Below are 20149 nucleotides of genomic sequence, written 5' to 3' on the forward strand. Positions count from 1 at the left end.
TTTGCGGGGTGCAAATATACAACCCTTTTTCCTTTACCGGCAAAATAAAATAAGACTTTTTTTGAACTATTTTTCTTCCCGCTGGAAATGAACCCATTAGGCTGCCGAAAAGGAGGCCGCTCATGGCCCAGGTGCCGTGGACAGGCCCCGCGTTAGCGATGGAGCCCTTGACTGAACTCTTTTGCGGACGCCACAGCGGGCGGAAAAAGTGAGGGGCGAGAGCGCGGTGGGCTGCCCCTTCGGCAGAACAAACGCCCAAATTGAAACAAATCAGCGCTCCTATATATAGGAGAGCATGACTCATTTTAAAAACTTAGTTGTAAAGCGTATCTATTATAATGTATAAGTGGCGTAATAATTTCCTTAACATTTATGTTCGTTAAGGTTTTGAATTTTGGCATTACAGCATCTATTAGTATTTTAAAACCATTGTCTGAAGTGCAAAAAGGCCAAAAATGACATCATGAATTCTTATAAAGCTAAAAGAACAACAAGACCTGTAGAGAAAAGGTGCGCTAAATTCGATCGGGATTTGAAAACTAATAGCACATAACTTATAAAGAAATTAATCTAAGGTCATACCCCAGTAAAGAAATCTAACACCACAACAAGCTTTAGGCTATCGGAAAATTCCATCTTCATACAGAAAAAGAATAAAGACGCGTGTGCAGTTGGCAATTAGGAAAAACAAAACTATAGAGGTGTTTAGCTTTAACTCAAACTAAAGGAAGAAGTTCCAAACAATACCAAAACGGATGCTGAAATCTCTGTAAGGATTATTTGGCGCCGAAAAATAATTATATCCGGTAAATGCAGAATTGAAATGTTCGGCCTTAAGATAAATACGGGTCTGTCTAACCTTTGCATTAATAAAGAAATCCAATCTTGGAAAATCGCCAACCTCAGTTTGATCCTGCGTATAAAATTCCCCCAATAACGGATCATAGGCATCCATAGTGTACTTAGTGAAATAATTGAAGGTGACTCCTGTTTGTAAAAAGAGTGCTTTCTTAAACAAATGATCAGAAAAGTAAATGGTGTTCCTGGTGATTATTTGTGGTACATTCAATATGCCTTCACCGTCAACTACGTTTTGATACATTATCGTGTTATCCAAAGCAAATTTTCCAAAATGGAATTCCTTTGCCACTTTTAATTTTAGATAGTTAATGGTAGTCTCCGCTTGGGTTGGTTTGACATTATTATTGCTATCCTTTGTAAAGTAAGCATGGTTATTAATGGTGGTGTATTCTATTTCGGCACTAGCTATTCGCTCTGATTCCACCTTAAAGGCCAAATTCTGCGTCTGTACGTTTTTAAAAGAAGCACTATTGTCCCAATTATAATTAAGATAATCACTTTGATAAAGCAACATATTATAATTCGGAAGTTTTGAATTCGAATTTAAACGTGCTAAAACCTGAAAATCCGGGTTCAATTGGTAAGAGGCATTCAGGTCTAAAAAGTTGCCATTAAAGTCACCTGATAAGTTAAGCCCAAACTCACCATTCAAATTAAAACCGCCGATTTGATTTTTATAGGCACCTCCTATTCCAAAAACACTTCCTTTCAATCGGTTTGGAATTCTCACCCCGTCTATGACAGCGATGGCATCATAACCATAATTAAATTTGTTGTAATCAGCGCTGAATTGCAATTCTCCTAATAGGTCATTCTTATAATTGACAAAAAATCGATTTGAAAAATCTTCCAGGGTCACTTTGTCCTCTATTTTGGTATTAAGAAAAGCCACTCCAAAAAAATCATTTTGGTTAGCTTGCTTAAACTGATAGTACTTATCTTCAAATGAGATGACTTGTCCGATGCTCAAATTATTACTTAAGCTATCTGAAGCTTTGAGAAGATTGAATTGATGGTCTAAGTGAAACCTTTTGCCTTCAAGCATGTTTTCTGCATCCTCAAAATTTGGGGTAAAGACGGCTCGGTTAAGAAATTCTTGTTCTCCAGATTCAAAAATAGCAACATCGTCATCGGTCAGTCCACCATTTTCTTGGTTAAGAATATCCTGCATGACAATGTGGGCCCGCGCTTGATACTTTCCGTTTTCGGTATTATAACTTGTAGTAAATCTAAAATTCCCCGTACTGGTTAGAATATGCTGATATTTTCCTAATGAACGGAGGCCTTTGTAAGCAATTGAGAAGTTGAATCGCTCTGACATATTGATCGTAAAAAACGCGTCCACCAACTGGCCTTGTTGAAATGCAGTTTTATAGAAAAGCTCCGTAAGCGGCGTTGGGACGTGAAAATAATTTATATCTTCTTTTTCCATATAATTGAAATGTTTGGCCCGTGCACCAAACAGGGGTAAAGAACGATTATTCTTAAAGTCATGCTTAAGACTATTATAGGTTTGACCAATATTAGAAAAAGGCAGTAAACCAAATTCATCCTTTCTCAAGTAATTGAATTTGTAATCTTTTTTAATGGATAAGGTGGTGTCTAAATATGTGGTGTCTCTTTCAAACCCAATAATTAGATAATCTTCCACATTAGCAACCTTATACTCGGATTTAGTTTTAAGACTGTCCATCTTTGAACCTCCACCTGCTCGTGAAATACCAGTCTGGCCAAAAACAGCGTAAGAGCTACAGAGCAACAGCGCAATCAAAAAGAAGAGTTTATACATTATCAATAGTTGAATGGCAAAAATAATAATATAACTTCTATTTAAGTTCTATATTATAGAGATAATGAAAGTTATTACACCAGACAGTATGATTACATCGTCCACAGGCACTTAGTTAAAATATAAAGTCATCAATCTTCCTATTCATAGTTGATTATAGGGCATAAAAAAAAGGCAATCTTTTCAGATTGCCTTTTTCAAATAATTTCAGATCTAATTAATTTTGATCATTAATGAAGTTATTATCTTGAATTTCCTGCTGTGGAATTTCCAATGTCAAACGCTCATCATCAAAAGGCATTTCCACTCCAACAAAGGAAAGATGGTTTGGTCCTCTTTTAATAGTCGCTTGATTACGCTTCATTGCCAAGTAGCTCTTACCCTCACCCCAAAGCTCAAGACGCGTTTGCTTGTAAATTTCATTATATAGTGCCTGTCCAGATAGACCAGCTACATAAGTTCCATCAACACCTCTAGCATTAACAAAATCAGCTAGGGCAATTTGAGCAGGACCATCTTGTCCTGATCTTGCCAATGCTTCGATATTTAATAATAAAAGTTCAGCATAGCGCATATAAACATAATCTGCCTTAACTATCTGAGATGCACCAAAGTGAACTCTGTCAGCATCATAAAATTTAAACAATGGCTGTAAAAAGTTATCACCAGGAACATTATAAAACTGATCTCTACGAACGTCCGTTGGAGCCATACTATTGTACAAGTCAACATCAATTACTTTATTATCTCCAAGAGCTGCATAACTATAAGAGTAATAATCCATTTGACCCCACCATGATACCAAACTGAGTCCAATATCATCATTAAGATCAACACCCCAGATCCAACCTATTGAGCTAACATCATTAAAACCTCCAAGAATGCCATCCCTAGAGTTGTCAACACCCATTAAAGTTGCACCACTCGCAATCATAGCTTCATTAGTCAAAGTGACAACTTCTGGCCATCTATCTCCTCTTGCTGCCAATACATAAGCTAAAATAGCTTGAGCTACTGGTTTGTTTACTTGTGTTTTTGAAGGTCTATTAAATCCATCTAAATACCCGATAGCCCTTGTTAAATCGTCCTCCATTAAAGTAAAAACCTCAACTGTTGTTGACTTTGCATTACCTATAAATCCTGGTGCAGTATAGATAGGTAAGGTAGGAGAACTCCAAGACGCCGAAACATCATTAATGAAAAGTTGTGTTAAATAAAAGTAAGAATGTGCTCTCATGGCCAAAGCTTGACCTAAAACATGTTGAGTCTCTTCATCTTCCGGCTCAAAATCATTACCACCTAAACTCTCAATAACTAAGTTAGCTTGATTAATCACTCTATAGTAATAACGCCATGGTTGGTAATTCTCTAATTGTGTAAAATCAACAGGCGCTTGAAGCTCTGTCACTCGCGCTCTATACCAGCCATAGACACTTGATGAAAGCGCCATATCAGCAGAGAACATATCCATATAGATATCATATCCCTTTTGACCAAAGTCTTGCTGAGAGTCTGTACCACCCGTTCCAGTCGTAAACATGGTCGCATAGATACCTGTAATTGAGCCTGCCCCTACATCGGGATTTTTCACAATAGCACCACCTAACTGATCAGCGTTAATAAACTGTGTAGGTTCTTGAACCAAATAGTCTTTGTCACAGCCAGACAACATCAGCGTCAAACACGCTATTCCGGCTAATTTTATAATTTTTGTATTCATATCTTTTTCTATTTTTTTTAAATTTTCACCCTAACTCCAAGTGTAAACGTTGTTAACGGTGCATATAATGCTCTCCCTGAATTTCCACTTTCACTTGTAGTAGGATTGTATCCTTTTCTTTCGCCCTTAAAAAATAGATTATCACCAGAAGCATAAATATTCAAACCACTCACGCCAAGTCTTTCTGTATATTTAGACGGTAATGTATACCCAACCAATAAGTTGTTTAGTGCCAAGTAATCAGTTTTTGTGATAAATCTTGAAGACGAAGAATTCACGTTTGGTATTACTCGATCTGCAATTAAAGGCACATCAGTAATATCACCTGGCTCGCGCCATCTGTTACGCACATCAATATGTCTGTTTTGAGCAGTGATTCCACCATTATTGTCATGCATTAACTCTGCATATTGAGCATCATATCCATAACCACCCATTGAATATGCAAATTGTGCTGAAATATTAAAGTCATGTATTTTCGCATTTAATCTAAAAGCACCAGCTACATCAGGAATAGCAGATTTCTCAATGTATTTCTGTGTGGCCTGAGAATAGGTCTTTGTAGTTCGACTAGCAACGTTAGCATTACTGTTTTCATTTAAATATTTAGTAAGAGTTGCAATTGGGATATCACCAGTATTAAACTCACCATCACCATTAACATCATCAAAATGCTGGATCCAAGTTGGATATCCATCAGCAGGATCTACACCAGCGTATTCTCTAATATAAAAGTCATAAATTGAACGACCTTTAGAATAACCATATAACCCAACATTATTTAAACTTGCCGGCGCTCCAGTTTCTGGATCCAAAGGCATCGTTGTGATTTCGTTATTATAGATTGCTCCATTAAGAGATAGAGATAAAGCGACATTATCCTTTTGTAAAATGTGTCCAGTCAAATCAAATTCAAAACCACTATTTCTCAACACACCATCATTTACGGTAAGAAGAGCAATACCAGAAGAAGGTGATATTCTTCTATCAAAGATCAAATTATCTGTATCTTTAACATAATAATCCAAACCAACATCTAAGAAGTTACCTAAAGTAAACTCAACACCAACTTGATACTGTTTTGCAGTTTCCCAAGTTAAATCAGGGTTGGCAAATAAACGTGGATTTATCGCGAACTCACCGTTTAAGTTGGTCACACCAAAAGTATTGATCCCTGTATAGTAGTCTACTCCACTTTCATCTCCAGTGATTCCATAAGACGCTTTCAACTTTAAGAAGGTCAACAAATCGCTGCTTCTAAGGAATTCTTCATTACTGATTACCCATGCAGCTCCAATAGAGCCAAAAGTATCCCATTTGTTATTATAGAATCTCGAAGATCCATCTCTACGTACAGAAGCTGTCAAGTAATACTTATTGTCAAAATCATAATTGACTTGACCAAAATAAGACTCTAATGTTCTTGCCTGAGAAAAACCTGAAGCAGGGCTCAAATTCACAATATAGTTATCAAGTTCCAATCCACCAGGGATAACAGCTTTACCTTTATATTGAGTTGAAAGAGATTGTTTGAATTCATTACTCTCATGTGCCGCCAACACTTCTAAAGTATGGTTACCGAAACTCTTCTTATAACGAAGCAACTGTAAAAAGTTGATTGTACGTGCCTCAGTTTGTCTCATAAATATATCACCTGAGTTAGCAGTAGCTACACCATAAAATTGGTTACCCATGGATTTATAAATATTATTCGAGTATTGAGCACCAAAAGTAGTTTCAAAGCTTAAGTTCGAGGTCAATTTTATTTTACCATTAAAACTCGCATTGATTTCATGTCTGTTAGATCCATTAAAATCATACAATGCAGATGCTACTGGGTTTAAGTTGTTGGCGTTTGGCCTTGCTCTAAAACCAGAGTTTGTTCCGTAGTCATATTGATTACCTCCAAAGATTGGATCTGGAACCAATTGATAATTGTTATCTCTTAAGAATACAGGATAGATAGGGTTCATCTTATCAGCGAACTCAAAAATGTTCTCAGCACCATCCGTTTGACCGTTATTGATACTTTCTGAATACGTATAGCCAATATTAGCGCCAACGTTGAACCATTCTTTTATATCTGTATTGATATTCAAACGTGTATTATATCTCTTATACCCAGTATTTATTGCATAGCCATCGTCGTCAAGATAACCTGTAGAGAAAAAATACTTAGACTTATCAGTTCCACCACCCATTCTTAAGTTGGCTTCGGTTCTATAAGCTGCACTAAAAGAAAGATCCTCAAATCTTTCTGGAGTATAACGTCTTGTTACACCAGCTCTCACTTGACCTGTTGCTGGATCAATAAGTTCTGCACCATTAGCAACGTTCCACATGTTATATCCAGGTGCAACTATTGCATTTGTGAATAACCTATCATTAACCCATCCAATTGGATCAGGGTTGCCCATAAGTCGCTCTCTATTAACCTTAGCTTCCCAGATGAGCCCAATAGACTCTTCAGGAGAAGTAATGACCTGATACCTTGGAATCAACTGCGTGCTAATACCAGTTTTAACATCTACCTCAACATAAGTCTCTCTTGAAGACCCTGATTTTGTAGTAATTAAAATCACACCATTTGCACCACGCGATCCATAAATTGCGGTAGCTGTAGCATCTTTTAAAATCGTGGTACTTTGAATGTCCGATGGATTGATGGAATTTAAACTCCCAGTATCCACCATATCCCCATTAGCATTTAATGCACTTGTTGTTAACGGCACACCGTCAACTACATATAGAGGCGATCTGTTTCCGTTAACAGATCCAAAACCTCTAATTCTAATCGTAGAAGTCGTACCCGGCTGACCAGATGTGTTGATTACACTCACACCGGCAGCTTCACCAGCAAGTGACTGAGACACGTTGGAGTAGTTTTTAAATTCGATGTCCTTCGCTTCAACCGTTTTTGCAGTACCCGCATAGGCTTGCCTTGTTGTAGTACCGTACCCAACAATGATCACCTCATCAAGAGCAGCAATATCATCTTCCATTGCTACATTATAAGTATTGCTCGCACCGACAACAATTTCGGTAGCTTTCATACTTACAAAAGAAAACGCTAACGTTTCTCCCACACGAACGTTAATGGAATAATGTCCATCAAAATCTGTTTGGACGCCACGAGTGGTCCCTTTTACAATAATACTTACACCAGGCAACGGCAAACCATCCGAAATGGACGTGACCGTACCTGAGACAGCTTTCTCTTGTGCAAAAGAAAACTGCATCACAAACGCCATGAAAAGCGTCATTAACCATGTTAATTTTAATTTCATAAAACAATTATTTGAGTTAGTCTTGCGCAAACATCATAATAATATATTAAAAAAACAAGTTTTCTACATAATAAAATGTTAACGCCGAATGCGCTATAAACAAACGCCTCTGCACCTAAAACGTTAAGCACCAAGATCAATTAGATGCATAATTACGATAAAGGTTACGTTAAAATTTTAACAATTTAAAGTGAATTTCTGTTACAAGAGAATTTAATTCAACTATCAAGTCTATTTCTGATGAAAAAGCCATCTTTCTTGTTAAAAAACAAACGACTCTACTATTTACATACAAGTCTAAAAGACTTATAAAAATTCCTCTTGACAAACACAAGATGATAGGCCAATAGGTTTTTTTAACTTTTGCATCCTAATAGATAGCATGAAAACCATTTTAAATAAGAAAATCCCGAAACAGTTAAATGCTCCGGGATTTAATTTTTATATTTTAAATAAGCCTTTTTCAGCTTACTTAAGAGTGCACTTTAATTTTGATCAGCTTCCGTCATATTCGGATTTGAATCAATTTCCTGTTGTGGAATTTTAAAAATCCACTTATCATTTATAGACGGTTTTGGTTGCATAAAACCATCTTGATACAATACTTCGGCAGCGCCTGAATTTGACTGATCCAATCCTTCATCCCACCTGACATTATCATGATAGCTAAATCCTTCACCCCATAATTCAACTCTACGTTGCCATTTGATCTCGTCCATTAATAATTCCTTAGTCGTGAAAATGCTCTTATCAAATGCAGAATCGCGCTTTTCACCGAGAATTGCAAGAGCATCTTGTGCCTCAGTAATATCATCCATCATCGCCTTTGCTTCAGCTTCTATCAATACCATTTCAGACGCTCTCATATAGATGACATCATCAGGGTCAATTGAACCTGGATTTTTCAGTTGAAACTTAACATTCATATAAGGATGGGTATTATGTCCTTTTGTAGCACCATATTTTTCAATGATTTCAGCTTTTGCTGCATCAAAGGATGCTTTGTCACTATAATTAGGATCAGATTCAAAACTACCGCCCTGGTCATTAGAAGCCGCCGGGTTAGTATTAGGCGCCAAAGGCAACCATCCTTTAGTTCTATAATCAGTATCTGGTAGCCTATCGTACAACTCCTTGCTGATCAACTTAGGATTCGATCTGTTTTGACTTCCATTAAAAGAAAAAGCTATAAAATAAAAGTAGGATTGGAAATAATTTGTTTCTGTATCAATCACTTTTCCTCCCCAGATCACTTCTGAAAGATCATAAGAATTAAAGCCAGACAACCAACCATCTTCATCCAATAATGCATAACCATCTCTAGCCAATACAGCATTTTCAGCTGCTGCTTGCCAATCCCCCATAGATAAAGCAATACGTGCTTTAATTCCGTAGGCTGCATTTAGAGAGATGTGTGATTTATTTGCCGCTGGACTAGCTTCTTTCAGATAAGCAATAGCTTTATCGATGTCAATATACATCTGATCATAAACTTGTTGTACCGTACCTCTTGGACCACTAGTATATGGTGTTCCTTGATCTAACTGAAGGGGCACTCCAGGATCTGTAGAAGGATTACCAATAAGGTAACCTTTTGAAAACGTAGTTATCAATCTATAGTAAGCCCATGCGCGATATGCGTGTGACTGTCCTAAGATGTTGTTTAATTGTGGGGTTACCGTAAAATCACTAGTGGCTATCTTATCTATCATAGCGCTTGAGGTCGCTACAAAATGATAACGCTGAAACCATAAGTTAAACCCAGTTGTAGCACTTGAGTTGACATGGCTTTGCCACTTTAAATCAGAGGTCATCCAACCGTTTCCAGGAGAGGAGTGGATGATATTTCCACCAACAGCATCAAACATTGGAATAAAGTGACTTTCTCCAGATCTACTAGACGATCCACCAGTCAATTGATTTTGACCGTACATCATTCTATGAAGCCCGTTGAGTACCAACTCCATATTATCAGGGCTTGAAAGCGCAGATTCTTCTGAAATTGAATCTGTAGGAACTGTGTCAAGAAATTCTTCCTCACAGCCTAGTGTAAGTGCCATGGCACCTACAAATAATAGTATATATATTTTTCGTATCATTTTCTTCATTTTTAAATAATTTTCTTAAAACGCAACATTCAGTCCTACTGATATCACTCTATTTGGGTTGTAATCATCACCACTTGGTGTACCAGAAAGATTGTACTGCGGATCTAGACCTTTTCTTTCGTTAACAATGAAAAGATTTTCTCCAGACAAAAACAATCTCAATTTATCGATACCTATTTTATTTACAACATCATCATTTAAGTTATAAGAGAAGGTCACGTTTCTTAATGATAAGAATGAAGCATCTGTCAACCATCTTGAAGTAAGACTTGGTGATAAATTACTACTTCCATTTTGCATACGTGGCACATCTGTAACATCTCCAGGATTCTTCCAGGTATTAAGTGCATCAGGATGCAACGACACACCATATGCACCTTCGTGCATCATATTGGCATACCCATAGTCTAAAATATCTCCTCCAAGTTGGTAGGTAAACAAAAAGTTAAGACCAATATTCTTATATTTTAAACCATTGGAAATTGAACCAATGACATCTGGAACTGAAGATGCTCCAACATAACCTTTTCCTGCATCTTGATATACATTGGTTGTAGCTTGAGTGCCATCAGGATTCATAATAGGAACGCCAACTTTGCCGTCCACCTCTTCATACATATTATAAAGTGCATCTCCATTAGCTGGATCAACGCCTGCATAGTCATAAATAAAGAACTCAAATCTTGAACGTCCTACGTCCCAACGTTTAGAACCATCTATAAATGGATCAGGAAGTGCAGTAATCTCATTCTTTAAGGTAGAGGCTTGAATACCTAAATCCCAAGAGAAATTATCAGTGTCTACGATACGACCGTTAAGACCTAACTCAAATCCCTGATTGTATAAATCACCAACGTTGTCGGGAGCTTGAATTTGACCTTCAGAACCTGGAATAGGTACATTGTATAAAAGATCAGAAGAGATTTTCTTGTAGAATTCGAATGAACCCGTCAAACGATTATCAAACAATCCAAATTCTAAAGCCACATCAAAACTTTCAGAGGTTTCCCAAAGTAAATCTGCATTTCCTGTTGAGTCCCAAAAAATTCCAGGAGCACCAGCATTAGGATAAATAGCATATAAAGGCTGCGAGATGTAATAATTCCCTAACTGGTCATTTCCAACCTCACCATAAGAACCTCTCAGCTTCAAATTGTCAACCCATGACACATCTTTCATGAACTCTTCTTGACTGATTCTCCAGGACGCACCCACAGAATAAAATGTACCCCATTTATTGTTAGTAAACACAGAAGATCCATCTCTTCTTACAGAAGCACTTAAGTAATACCTATGATCAAAGTCGTAATTTAACCTTGCAAAATACCCTTCAAGCTTGTAGTCTGTACTACTTCCATCAGCATCTAAAATTACAGAGAAGTTTGAGCCCTCATAAATTCCGGCAACGGTCTGTGTGCCTTTAAAAATTCTATTGGAAGAGAAATGTCTGTCAAAACTTTCATGACCTAAAGTAACATCAAAACTATGCAATCCAAACGATTTGTTATAGCTTAACAATTGTGTGAAATTCTCAACAGTTCTTCTATAACGTGCATCCTCAAATCTCGCTGTAGGCGCACCATCACCAACTTCAGCATTTTCATAACTGTGGTTAATTTGATCTTGAAAATCTTTACCATAGATCACTCCAAATTTCAGGCCTTTTGTAATGGTCAAATCGGCATTATATCTAAATCCAAAATTATTTCTCTTGGTTTCTTCATTATTTAAAATGGCCTCTTCTAAAGCATTACGACCTACACTTGTCGGTCTGGACTGAATTCCTAAGTCACTGATACTTTCACCTCTGTCCCATCTGCGGTTTCCATCGTCATCATTAATGTATTGACCTGTAATTGGATCTAACAAGTATGGAGAATAAATAGACCCCATGTTTTTTGCAAAACTAAAAACGTTCGCTATTGAAGACCCTCTTGAAGGTGATCCATGTGATTCTTCAACTGCGATATTGACATTACCACCCATAGTCAACCATGGTGTTGGATCATAGGTTCCGCTCAATCTGCTCGTAGTTCTTTGATAATCACTTTCTATAACATATCCTTTCTCTTTTAAATTAGAAGCAGAAAAAAACGTTGAAAAATTTTCACCACCACCAGAAACGTTAATGGAATGACTTTCTCTTGTTCCCGTTCTTTCTAAGGCATCATACCAATCTAAGTCTTTAGCAATCACTGTTGCGTTAGGATTGATATTTCCATTCACATCTACGATTTGATCATTAGGAACGTTAAAAGGATTTCTTCCCAAACGATTAAAAATAGTCGCTGAGGCAACTTGAGCTGCATCAGAACCACTCAATGAATTTTTGTAAGATTGAAAACATCAACTCATAATATTCACCTGGAGATACTTGATCATAATCATCAATAGCTTTGGTGATGACTCCAAATTGAGTTGTGAAATCCACTTTAACTGCTGAACCCTTCTTACCTTTCTTAGTGGTAATGATTACTACACCATTCGCAGCACGCGAACCGTACAAAGCAGTTGATGCTGCATCTTTAAGAACTGTTATGGTCTCAATATCATTTTGATTGATGGTATTCAATCCTCCTTGATAGGAGATACCATCTACAATATAGAGTGGATCAGTAGTTCCGTTTAGTGTACCTACACCTCTAATAACAATACTTGGAGAGGATCCCGGCTGGCCTGAAGCCGAAAGAAATTGCACACCAGTAGTGGCGCCTTCAATTGCGGCAATAGGAGAGGTTAAAGACCTTAACTCCATTTCCTCCGCCTTAATCACAGAGGCAGAACCTGTAAAGGCTTCTTTGGTTGAAGTTCCAAATGCTACAACTACCACTTCATCAAGTGCATTGTCAATACTCAAGGCCATGTCAATGGTATTGCTGGCACCTACTACAGATTCAGCACTTTGCATTCCTACATAAGAAAATGCTAAAACCTCACCAACACTGGCTCTTATGGAATAATTACCATCAAAGTCCGTTTGGACACCACGAGTGGTACCCTTAACTATAACATTTGCTCCAGGAATTGGCAATCCATCGGAAACGGACGACACCGTACCTGAGACGGTCTTCTCTTGCGCATGAGACACTTGTATTACAAGCGCCATACATAACGTCATTAATCCTAGTAATTTTACTTTCATGAATTCATATTTAAGTTAGTTTCCACAAACTTCCTAATAATATCTTAAAACGACAAAATAATTGTTAAAAATAGTTAAAACTTTAACGTTTTCTCTTTTAATGATTGAATTAATAGATTTTCGTCAATAAACTCCTACAATCATCAATTGCTTCTATTAAAATTTTAACTTTGTTGAAATTTTTAATCCTTGAAACTCAAACTTTCTTTTACTTCAAATCCCTTGGAATGTGGAACAGACGAAGCAGGACGTGGTTGCCTTGCAGGTCCTGTTACGGCCGCAGCAGTTATCTTACCTGAAACATTTGAGAATTTGATTATGAATGATTCAAAACTACTATCAGTAGCTAAACGGGATTTTTTGAAGCCCATCATCGAAAGAGATGCCGTATCGTTTGCTTTTGCTCACGTCCATCCTGAAGAAATTGACGAAATCAACATCTTAAACGCTTCTATTTTAGCAATGCACAAGGCCATTGATGGCTTAATAACAGTGCCGACATTTATAAGTGTTGACGGCAACAGGTTTAAGCCTTTTGCAGATATCCCCCACGAAACCATTATTAAAGGCGACAGCAAACATCTTAATATCGCAGCAGCTTCAATTTTGGCCAAAACCAATAGAGATGCATATATGTGTCAAATTCATGAAGAGTTCCCCATGTACAATTGGAGACAAAACAAAGGCTATCCTACTAAAGAACATCGTGAGGCGATAAAAAAATACGGCATTACCCCTTATCACAGAAAAACCTTTAGATTATTGCCGCAACAATTACACTTGCCACTCTAACTTTTTATATTTACAAAAAATTCAACATGCGAAATATTTGTTTACTGTTAACATTTATACTGATCATAAGTTGTAAAAACAACACTCATAAGCATTCCAATCTCATGGCATTGGTGCCTCCTCATGCTTCTGTTGTCATAAAAACAACGTCAATTGAAGGTCTAATCAGTGTTTTTAAAAACAATAGTTTACTCAGTCAATTTTCAGGAAAAGCTTCAAAAGATCACATGAACAGAAAGCTTGATTTTCTAAAGCACCTTAAACCCTCGGAGGAACTGCTGATTGCTTTTGGAAAGGACAAAACAGACAGTCTTCAAGTTTCAGTGATTACCAAATATCATAAGGATCTTTTGAAATTAGATTCGCTTCGTAATTATTCAGTAGAAACCATTACCTTAAAAAATAGGTCCTTAACCAAAACGACCATTGAGGATGAAACTATTTATAGCATCGTTAAGGACAGTATCTTTTTTGCTTCCAATGACAGAGCACTTACCGAGGCGGCCTTTAATCAAAAAGATACAGACCCTTTACTAAAGGAACTATACAAGACTGCGTCCAACGGAGAATCCCTGTCCATTTTGATCAATACCAAAGAAAAGTCATTCCAACCAGCTTTCTTCTTCGATGAACATCTCAACCAGGTCCAACTCACCAATCATCTTTTTTTGGATGCCGACTTAACACAGGACCAACTCAAATTTGACGGCTTAACGATTGCTCAGGACTCTTCTAAAAGCTTGATTAATATTTTCAAAAACACCTTTCCACAAGAAAATCAATTGCCAAAAATCTGTCCTCCAGATAGTGATGGTTTCTTGAGCTTTTCATTTCATAGCTTCAAGACCTTTCAAGAAAACCTATCTAAATTCAGAAAACAAGATTCAATATTGGATGACTCACTATTTGAAAGCATCATAGAAGCTGGAGTAATCTATAAAAACGGACAGCAAGCGGTCGTATTGAACAGTATTGATGCCAGCAATATGAACACGTTTTTTGGAGCACAAAATAGCGTCGAGACCTATAGAGACATCTCCATTTATTCATTTGATAAACCTGAGTTTTTCTCAAGTTTGTTCTCACCATTGATCACTTATAAAGAGGCAACAAAATTCATCAATATTGAAGACTTTTTTGTGTTTTCGGATAATCTGGACCTCTTAAAAGATGTCATCAGCAGTCATCAAAACAATGCAACGCTCTATACGTCTCATGCCTTTGAAGACATGATGGATGAATTAAGCGATGAGTCGTCATTATTTGCTTATGGTAATGCCAATCATCTAAAGCAAATTCTCAATTCAAATTTCGAGACGGAAAACACCATCAAAACTGATGATTTCAACGCGTCCGCAATTCAGTTTGTATATGAAGCTGATTTTGCGCACGTTCATGCCATACTACAAAAAATTAAGAAAAAATCCGCCTCAAACACGGTTCATGAAGACATCAGCGTGACTTTGGATGCCGATGTGCTGACCAATCCACAATTTGTCAACAATCACACCAACAGCCAAATGGAAGTGGTAGTCCAGGATATTAGCAATAATTTATATCTTATTTCCAAAGATGGCAAAGTGCAATGGAAAAAGCAATTGGACGGCAAAGTCTTAGGTCGAATAGAGCAGATAGACATCAATAAAAATGGGCGGCTTCAATTGGCTTTTGCCACTGAGCATCGTGTGTATGTTTTAGATCGCAATGGAAAGGATGTTGGCGCATTTCCTTTAAAGTTTAGGGATCAGATCACACAACCGCTATCGGTCTTTGACTATGATAAAAACAGAGATTACAGATTGATGGTCACCCAAGGAGCCGCTATTTTATTATATAACAAACGAGGAAACATTGTACGAGGATTTAACTACAAAAAAGCAGAAAACACAATTAATACGCAACCTCAACATTTCAGAATTGACAGAAAGGATTATATTGTTTTTGTCCAAGGCAATGAACTCGAAATATTAAGTCGTGTGGGCAAAACACGTGTCAACGTAAAAAACAACGTTAGCTTTAGCGATAGCGGTATTTATCTATACGACAACAAGTTCACGACAACGACAGCTAAAGGAGACCTCGTACAGATTGATGTAAATGGCAAAATGAGCAGTAGCAATCTCAATTTAGGGGAAAAACACAGCATCACAGCAACTAGTAAAACTTTAGTGACACTTTCTGAAAACATCCTGCACATTAAGACCAATAAAGTTGAATTGGACTTTGGGGAATATACTCCACCAAAAATATTTTATGTCAACGATAAGATCTACGTCTCCGTTACCGATTTACAGGCGAAGAAAGTCTATCTTTTTGACAGTTTAGGCAAAGGAATTAACAACTTTCCGGTTTATGGGAATTCCACCATCGATCTTGACAATATTGACAAAGGAAAAAACCCCGAGTTTGTGACAAAAGGGGATCAAAACGGCATTATTATCTACCAAATAAATTAACACGACGACCATCCACACATAAAGACATACCAACCATACAGTTTCCTATCGTTTAAGTACTGTTTCTTACTATATTAATAGATTGCTATTAACGCTTAACAAATACTGTATAGAAATGAAAACGATTCTACCCTTTAAAAATATCCTTGGCGCTGCTCTTATTGGGCTTTTTATGATGCCTTCGGCAAATGCCCAAATCTGGAAGAAATTACAAAAAAGCGCCGAACGGACCGTCGAGCGAAAATTAGAGCGAAAAACGGAAAAAGAGACCGGCAAAATGATGGACTCCATTTTAGACCCAAGCCAAAAGTCGTCGACAAAAAAAACGCCTTCAAATGAATCGGAAAACACCGTTGACCATCAAACTCAAACACCTATCAACAATTCCAAAACCAATAATGCAACTGAAAGAAAAAATGTTTCAGACAATTTAGAAGTCTACAGCAAGTTCGATTTTGTTCCTGGGGACAAGGTGCTGTTCTATGACGACTTTTCACAAGATTTCATAGGGGATTTTCCTTCTAAATGGAATACCAATGGATCTGGCGAAGTGGTTAAAATAAATAACGTGGAAGGTAATTGGTTTGAGATCAAGCCAGGTCATTCTGTCATATACATTCCCGATTTAAAAGACCTACCTGAAGATTATACTATTGAGTTTGACGTCGTGACCCAAGGTTTTAGTAATAAAACCAGCTCCAGCTCTTATCTACAGTTTTCATTGACTGATTCAGACGCTCTAAAAAGGCACTCAGATAATTACATTCAAAGCTCTATATCATTATGCCAATATAACTCCTATGGCATTCATTCCTCCAATCATTTCAATGGCAAGAGAGGCGGCATTGACAGTAAAGTTGCCGCAGACATCAGAGAAGAATTACTCAACCAACCTCATATAGCCATTGCAGTAACCAAAAACAGATATCGACTTTGGGTCAATGAAACAAAATATTTAGACATCCCGAGGATGGTTGAAGAACTGAACGTATTAAAACATATCAAGTTCAATCTGGTTGGTCTTAAAGAGGGCGAAGAGCGCATATTCATAAGTAATCTTAGAGTTGCCGATGGTGGCGAAGACTTGCGCAGAAAACTATTGTCTGAAGGGAAAATTTCTACCAACGGAATTCTCTTCGACTCTGGTTCAGCCAATATAAAACCCCAATCTTTGGGGATCGTATTACAGATTTCTCAAGTATTGCTGCAAGATGAAAACATGAAACTCAATATTGTTGGCCATACAGATGCTGATGGCAATAGTGGCACCAATATGACCCTTTCAAAACAACGTGCCGAGTCCGTTAAAAACGCTTTGGTCAATCTTTACAACATTCCTGCGAGCAGACTCCAAACGGATGGCAAAGGTGCAAGCGTCCCAGTAGCCGACAACACCTCCGCCGATGGAAAGGCGCAAAACAGACGCGTCGAATTTATAAAAATTTAGGATCAGGTAAATCCTCATGTTTTCTAAAACGCCAGGGATTTTTCTTTGGCGTTTTCTCTTTGATTTCACACAAATTTATGTAGTATTGCAGACTTCAAAAATGCAAACATTCTGTCATGATCAAACGTACCAAATCCTCCATCTCAAAAGCGATACTCCATAAAGTTGGCAATAAGTTTAATAGTACTAAAAATGCCTTTTCCGAACAGGAATTGGAGTTTGATGAAGTCAGCTATGACTTGATGTTAGGTTATTTGCTACGCCCGTTTGGTAGTTTGGTAGAGAGTTATCGGTTTAATCACCATTCTAACATCAATCTCAATGAAATCAACACGTACGCAACACAGTTGTTTGCTGACGAAAGCAACTTTATAGAAATCTCAAAACACGTGGTCACGCATTTGTTCGAGCAAAGTAATTCTGCACAAATAAAAACGGGAGATGTGTTGGTATGTGTTTTTGAGGACATTCAATATGACGATATGTTCGTCAAAGCAATCGGGATCTTCAAAATTGAAAACAGAGCAGAATTCTTCCAAACTTACTTGGAAAACAACAGTTATGACCTGATCACCCAAAAAGGAATTCCAACCAAAAAAGTAGACAAGGGCTGTCTCATCTTAAACACTTCAGACACAGAAGGCAATATCATCCTGAGCGTTGACAATAACTCTTACGACACCCAATACTGGATCAAGCATTTTCTCAACATAAAGTATCCAGATGACCATAACCAACACACAAAAAACTACATTGAACTCTGTAGGGATTTTTCCGAAGACGTTTTAAAACCGAGTTTAGGCCTTCAGGAAAAAAGCACGTTCTTGGCTAAGACCATTGATTTTTTCAAGGAAAACGAAGTGATCAACGTTGAGAACTTTAAAGATGATGTCTTTGATGATGACAAGTATAAAGAGCTTTTTGACGATTATAAAAAAGGCTTTGAAACCGATCATGCCTTAATCATCCGCAACCAGTTTGATGTTTCTGAGAATGTCCTGAAAAAACAAAGACAGAAGATTAAAACGGAAATTAAACTAGACACCAACATCCAGATTAAATTAGATGTAGACGCACCTGACGCTTCAGCCGAATATTTAGAACGCGGCTATGATGACATTAAGAAAATGCATTATTACAAGGTGTTTTTTAATGAGGAAAGCTAATGGGATTTTCGATTTTTGATTGACGATTTTTGATTGACGATCTAAGATTTAAGATTGATTTACAATTGACAGACTGAAGACTGCCGACTGCCAACTGGAGACTGATCCTATTCCGAGATATTTCCTCTGATATCTTCAATCTCAGAATGACGATGTGCATATTTGTGAATACCGATTAACTTATTGAGATAGATAGCTTCAAAAACTGTCCATGCACCTGCAATGAACATGGGTATGATAACTACCAGTAAAACCATTGTGTTTTTCTCTGCTGGAAACTTGTATATGAGATGGATTATAAAAAAGGAGAATAGAATATAAGCACATCCAAAAGCAATATCTAAAATCCAAAACAACGGATTTACTTTTGGTAAATTCTCCTCATTTTTGAGTAATCTATAGAAGCTTTTGGTTTTAAAATGAAAAATAAAACTGCCAATCCCCAAAGCTGTCATCCCAATCGGGATCCACATCGACGCTTCAAATTTCAGTTCTTCAAACACTAGGATATAAGAAATCAGACCTCCAGGAAACAGTGCTAAGGGCACGACTAAAACCAACAAAATAATTTTTTGAAGGTGTCCCATATTTAAAACACACTCTTTTTATGATGAGGCACGGCTTCAAACAAATCCATAAAGTGCTTTAAAAGTTTAGCCTTCAATTCGGATTCGTTCACCTTATCCACACCTAATTCAACATTCAAAGTTGTAACAGCTTTACCACGAATGCCACACGGAATGATATTGTCAAAATAGCCCAAATCGGCATTTACGTTCAATGCAAAACCGTGCATCGTAACCCATCTGCTTGCTCTGACACCCATGGCACAGATCTTCCGTGCAAAAGGCGTCCCTACACCTAACCAAACACCTGTTTCTCCCGGACTTCGCTCTGCTTTAAGTCCGTACTCCATTAATGTCAAAATGATCATTTCCTCCAGTAATCGCAAGTATTTATGAATATCAGTAAAAAAGTTCTCCAAGTCCAGAATCGGATAACCTACAATTTGCCCTGGACCGTGATAAGTTATATCTCCTCCCCTATTTATTTTATAAAAAGTAGCACCTTTTTGGGTAAGCTGCTCTTCATTCAACAACAGATGTGAGAAATCTCCACTTTTCCCCAATGTATACACATGTGGATGCTCGACAAATAGGAAGTAGTTTTGTGTTTCTAAGTTGGCGTCTTCTCTTTTATTCTTGATTTTGGCATCTATAACAGACTTGAATAAACTTTCTTGGTAATCCCAAGTCGTTTTATAATCATTATGGCCTAAATCTTGAACTTCGACTATTTTATTCATAGTTACAAAATTAAACTATTTTAGATGGAAGATGTACAGAGTGACGTCAAAAAAAAAGATGTGACGAATGGTTTT

Annotated in this window: 13 protein-coding genes; 4 read left to right on the plus strand and 9 right to left on the minus strand. The window is 37.3% G+C overall.

The window, feature by feature from the left end:
- The 7 genes from J4051_RS17650 to J4051_RS19230 all read right to left on the minus strand — a co-directional run.
- Window positions 1-304, minus strand: a 304-nt coding sequence (locus J4051_RS17650) for a hypothetical protein (protein ID WP_208235208.1), incomplete at its 3' end; no start/stop codon positions are given.
- Between the two features lie 417 nt (window positions 305-721).
- Complete coding sequence (locus J4051_RS17655; RefSeq protein WP_208235209.1) at window positions 722-2650, minus strand: putative porin; 1929 nt, start codon at window positions 2648-2650, stop codon at window positions 722-724.
- A 217-nt stretch (window positions 2651-2867) separates the two neighbouring features.
- Window positions 2868-4370: a RagB/SusD family nutrient uptake outer membrane protein gene (locus J4051_RS17660; protein WP_208235210.1), complete on the minus strand. Its 1503-nt coding sequence runs from the start codon at window positions 4368-4370 to the stop codon at window positions 2868-2870.
- Window positions 4371-4387: 17 nt separating this feature from the next.
- Window positions 4388-7657: a SusC/RagA family TonB-linked outer membrane protein gene (locus J4051_RS17665; protein WP_208235211.1), complete on the minus strand. Its 3270-nt coding sequence runs from the start codon at window positions 7655-7657 to the stop codon at window positions 4388-4390.
- A gap of 485 nt (window positions 7658-8142) precedes the next feature.
- Entirely contained in the window at window positions 8143-9756 is a 1614-nt protein-coding gene (locus J4051_RS17670) for a RagB/SusD family nutrient uptake outer membrane protein (RefSeq protein WP_208235212.1), read from the minus strand.
- A 24-nt stretch (window positions 9757-9780) separates the two neighbouring features.
- Window positions 9781-12087 carry a SusC/RagA family TonB-linked outer membrane protein gene (locus tag J4051_RS17675; protein ID WP_317192741.1) on the minus strand — a complete coding sequence of 769 codons (2307 nt, stop codon included), beginning with the start codon at window positions 12085-12087 and terminating at the stop codon, window positions 9781-9783.
- Window positions 12074-12907, minus strand: a complete 834-nt coding sequence (locus tag J4051_RS19230) for a TonB-dependent receptor plug domain-containing protein (RefSeq protein ID WP_317192742.1) — start codon at window positions 12905-12907, stop codon at window positions 12074-12076. Before J4051_RS19230 ends, J4051_RS17675 begins: the two co-directional genes overlap by 14 nt.
- A 189-nt stretch (window positions 12908-13096) precedes the next feature.
- Between J4051_RS19230 and J4051_RS17680 the strand changes: the two genes are divergently transcribed.
- From J4051_RS17680 to J4051_RS17695, 4 genes are all read left to right on the plus strand, one after another.
- Entirely contained in the window at window positions 13097-13699 is a 603-nt protein-coding gene (locus J4051_RS17680) for a ribonuclease HII (protein WP_208235213.1), read from the plus strand.
- A 26-nt stretch (window positions 13700-13725) separates the two neighbouring features.
- The gene (locus tag J4051_RS17685) at window positions 13726-16155 is read left to right on the plus strand and encodes a ribonuclease HII (RefSeq protein ID WP_208235214.1); all 2430 of its coding nucleotides are present in this window, start codon (window positions 13726-13728) and stop codon (window positions 16153-16155) included.
- A gap of 115 nt (window positions 16156-16270) precedes the next feature.
- Window positions 16271-17602: an OmpA family protein gene (locus J4051_RS17690; RefSeq protein WP_208235215.1), complete on the plus strand. Its 1332-nt coding sequence runs from the start codon at window positions 16271-16273 to the stop codon at window positions 17600-17602.
- Window positions 17603-17718: 116 nt separating this feature from the next.
- Window positions 17719-18768, plus strand: coding sequence for a nucleoid-associated protein (locus J4051_RS17695; protein ID WP_208235216.1), 1050 nt, complete (start codon window positions 17719-17721; stop codon window positions 18766-18768).
- Between the two features lie 107 nt (window positions 18769-18875).
- On the opposite strand, the gene J4051_RS17700 is transcribed toward J4051_RS17695, so the two are convergent.
- Both J4051_RS17700 and lipB read right to left on the minus strand, forming a co-directional pair.
- Entirely contained in the window at window positions 18876-19355 is a 480-nt protein-coding gene (locus J4051_RS17700; RefSeq protein ID WP_208235217.1) for a hypothetical protein, read from the minus strand.
- Window positions 19356-19357: 2 nt separating this feature from the next.
- Window positions 19358-20074 (minus strand): lipoyl(octanoyl) transferase LipB, encoded by a 717-nt coding sequence (lipB, locus tag J4051_RS17705; protein WP_208235218.1) that lies wholly within the window; start codon window positions 20072-20074, stop codon window positions 19358-19360.
- Window positions 20075-20149 lie beyond the last annotated feature (75 nt).

This window comes from Gelidibacter pelagius (genome assembly GCF_017581925.1).
GTDB classification, from domain to species: Bacteria; Bacteroidota; Bacteroidia; order Flavobacteriales; family Flavobacteriaceae; genus Gelidibacter; species Gelidibacter pelagius.

Excerpts from the sequence above, each read along its gene's own strand:
- J4051_RS17655 (WP_208235209.1), bottom strand. The coding sequence starts at position 2,650 with ATGTATAAACTCTTCTTTTTGATTGCGCTGTTGCTCTGTAGCTCTTAC.
- J4051_RS17660 (WP_208235210.1), bottom strand. The coding sequence starts at position 4,370 with ATGAATACAAAAATTATAAAATTAGCCGGAATAGCGTGTTTGACGCTG.
- J4051_RS17665 (WP_208235211.1), bottom strand. The coding sequence starts at position 7,657 with ATGAAATTAAAATTAACATGGTTAATGACGCTTTTCATGGCGTTTGTG.
- J4051_RS17670 (WP_208235212.1), bottom strand. The coding sequence starts at position 9,756 with ATGATACGAAAAATATATATACTATTATTTGTAGGTGCCATGGCACTT.
- J4051_RS19230 (WP_317192742.1), bottom strand. The coding sequence starts at position 12,907 with ATGAAAGTAAAATTACTAGGATTAATGACGTTATGTATGGCGCTTGTA.
- J4051_RS17685 (WP_208235214.1), top strand. The coding sequence starts at position 13,726 with ATGCGAAATATTTGTTTACTGTTAACATTTATACTGATCATAAGTTGT.
- J4051_RS17690 (WP_208235215.1), top strand. The coding sequence starts at position 16,271 with ATGAAAACGATTCTACCCTTTAAAAATATCCTTGGCGCTGCTCTTATT.
- J4051_RS17695 (WP_208235216.1), top strand. The coding sequence starts at position 17,719 with ATGATCAAACGTACCAAATCCTCCATCTCAAAAGCGATACTCCATAAA.
- J4051_RS17700 (WP_208235217.1), bottom strand. The coding sequence starts at position 19,355 with ATGGGACACCTTCAAAAAATTATTTTGTTGGTTTTAGTCGTGCCCTTA.
- lipB (WP_208235218.1), bottom strand. The coding sequence starts at position 20,074 with ATGAATAAAATAGTCGAAGTTCAAGATTTAGGCCATAATGATTATAAA.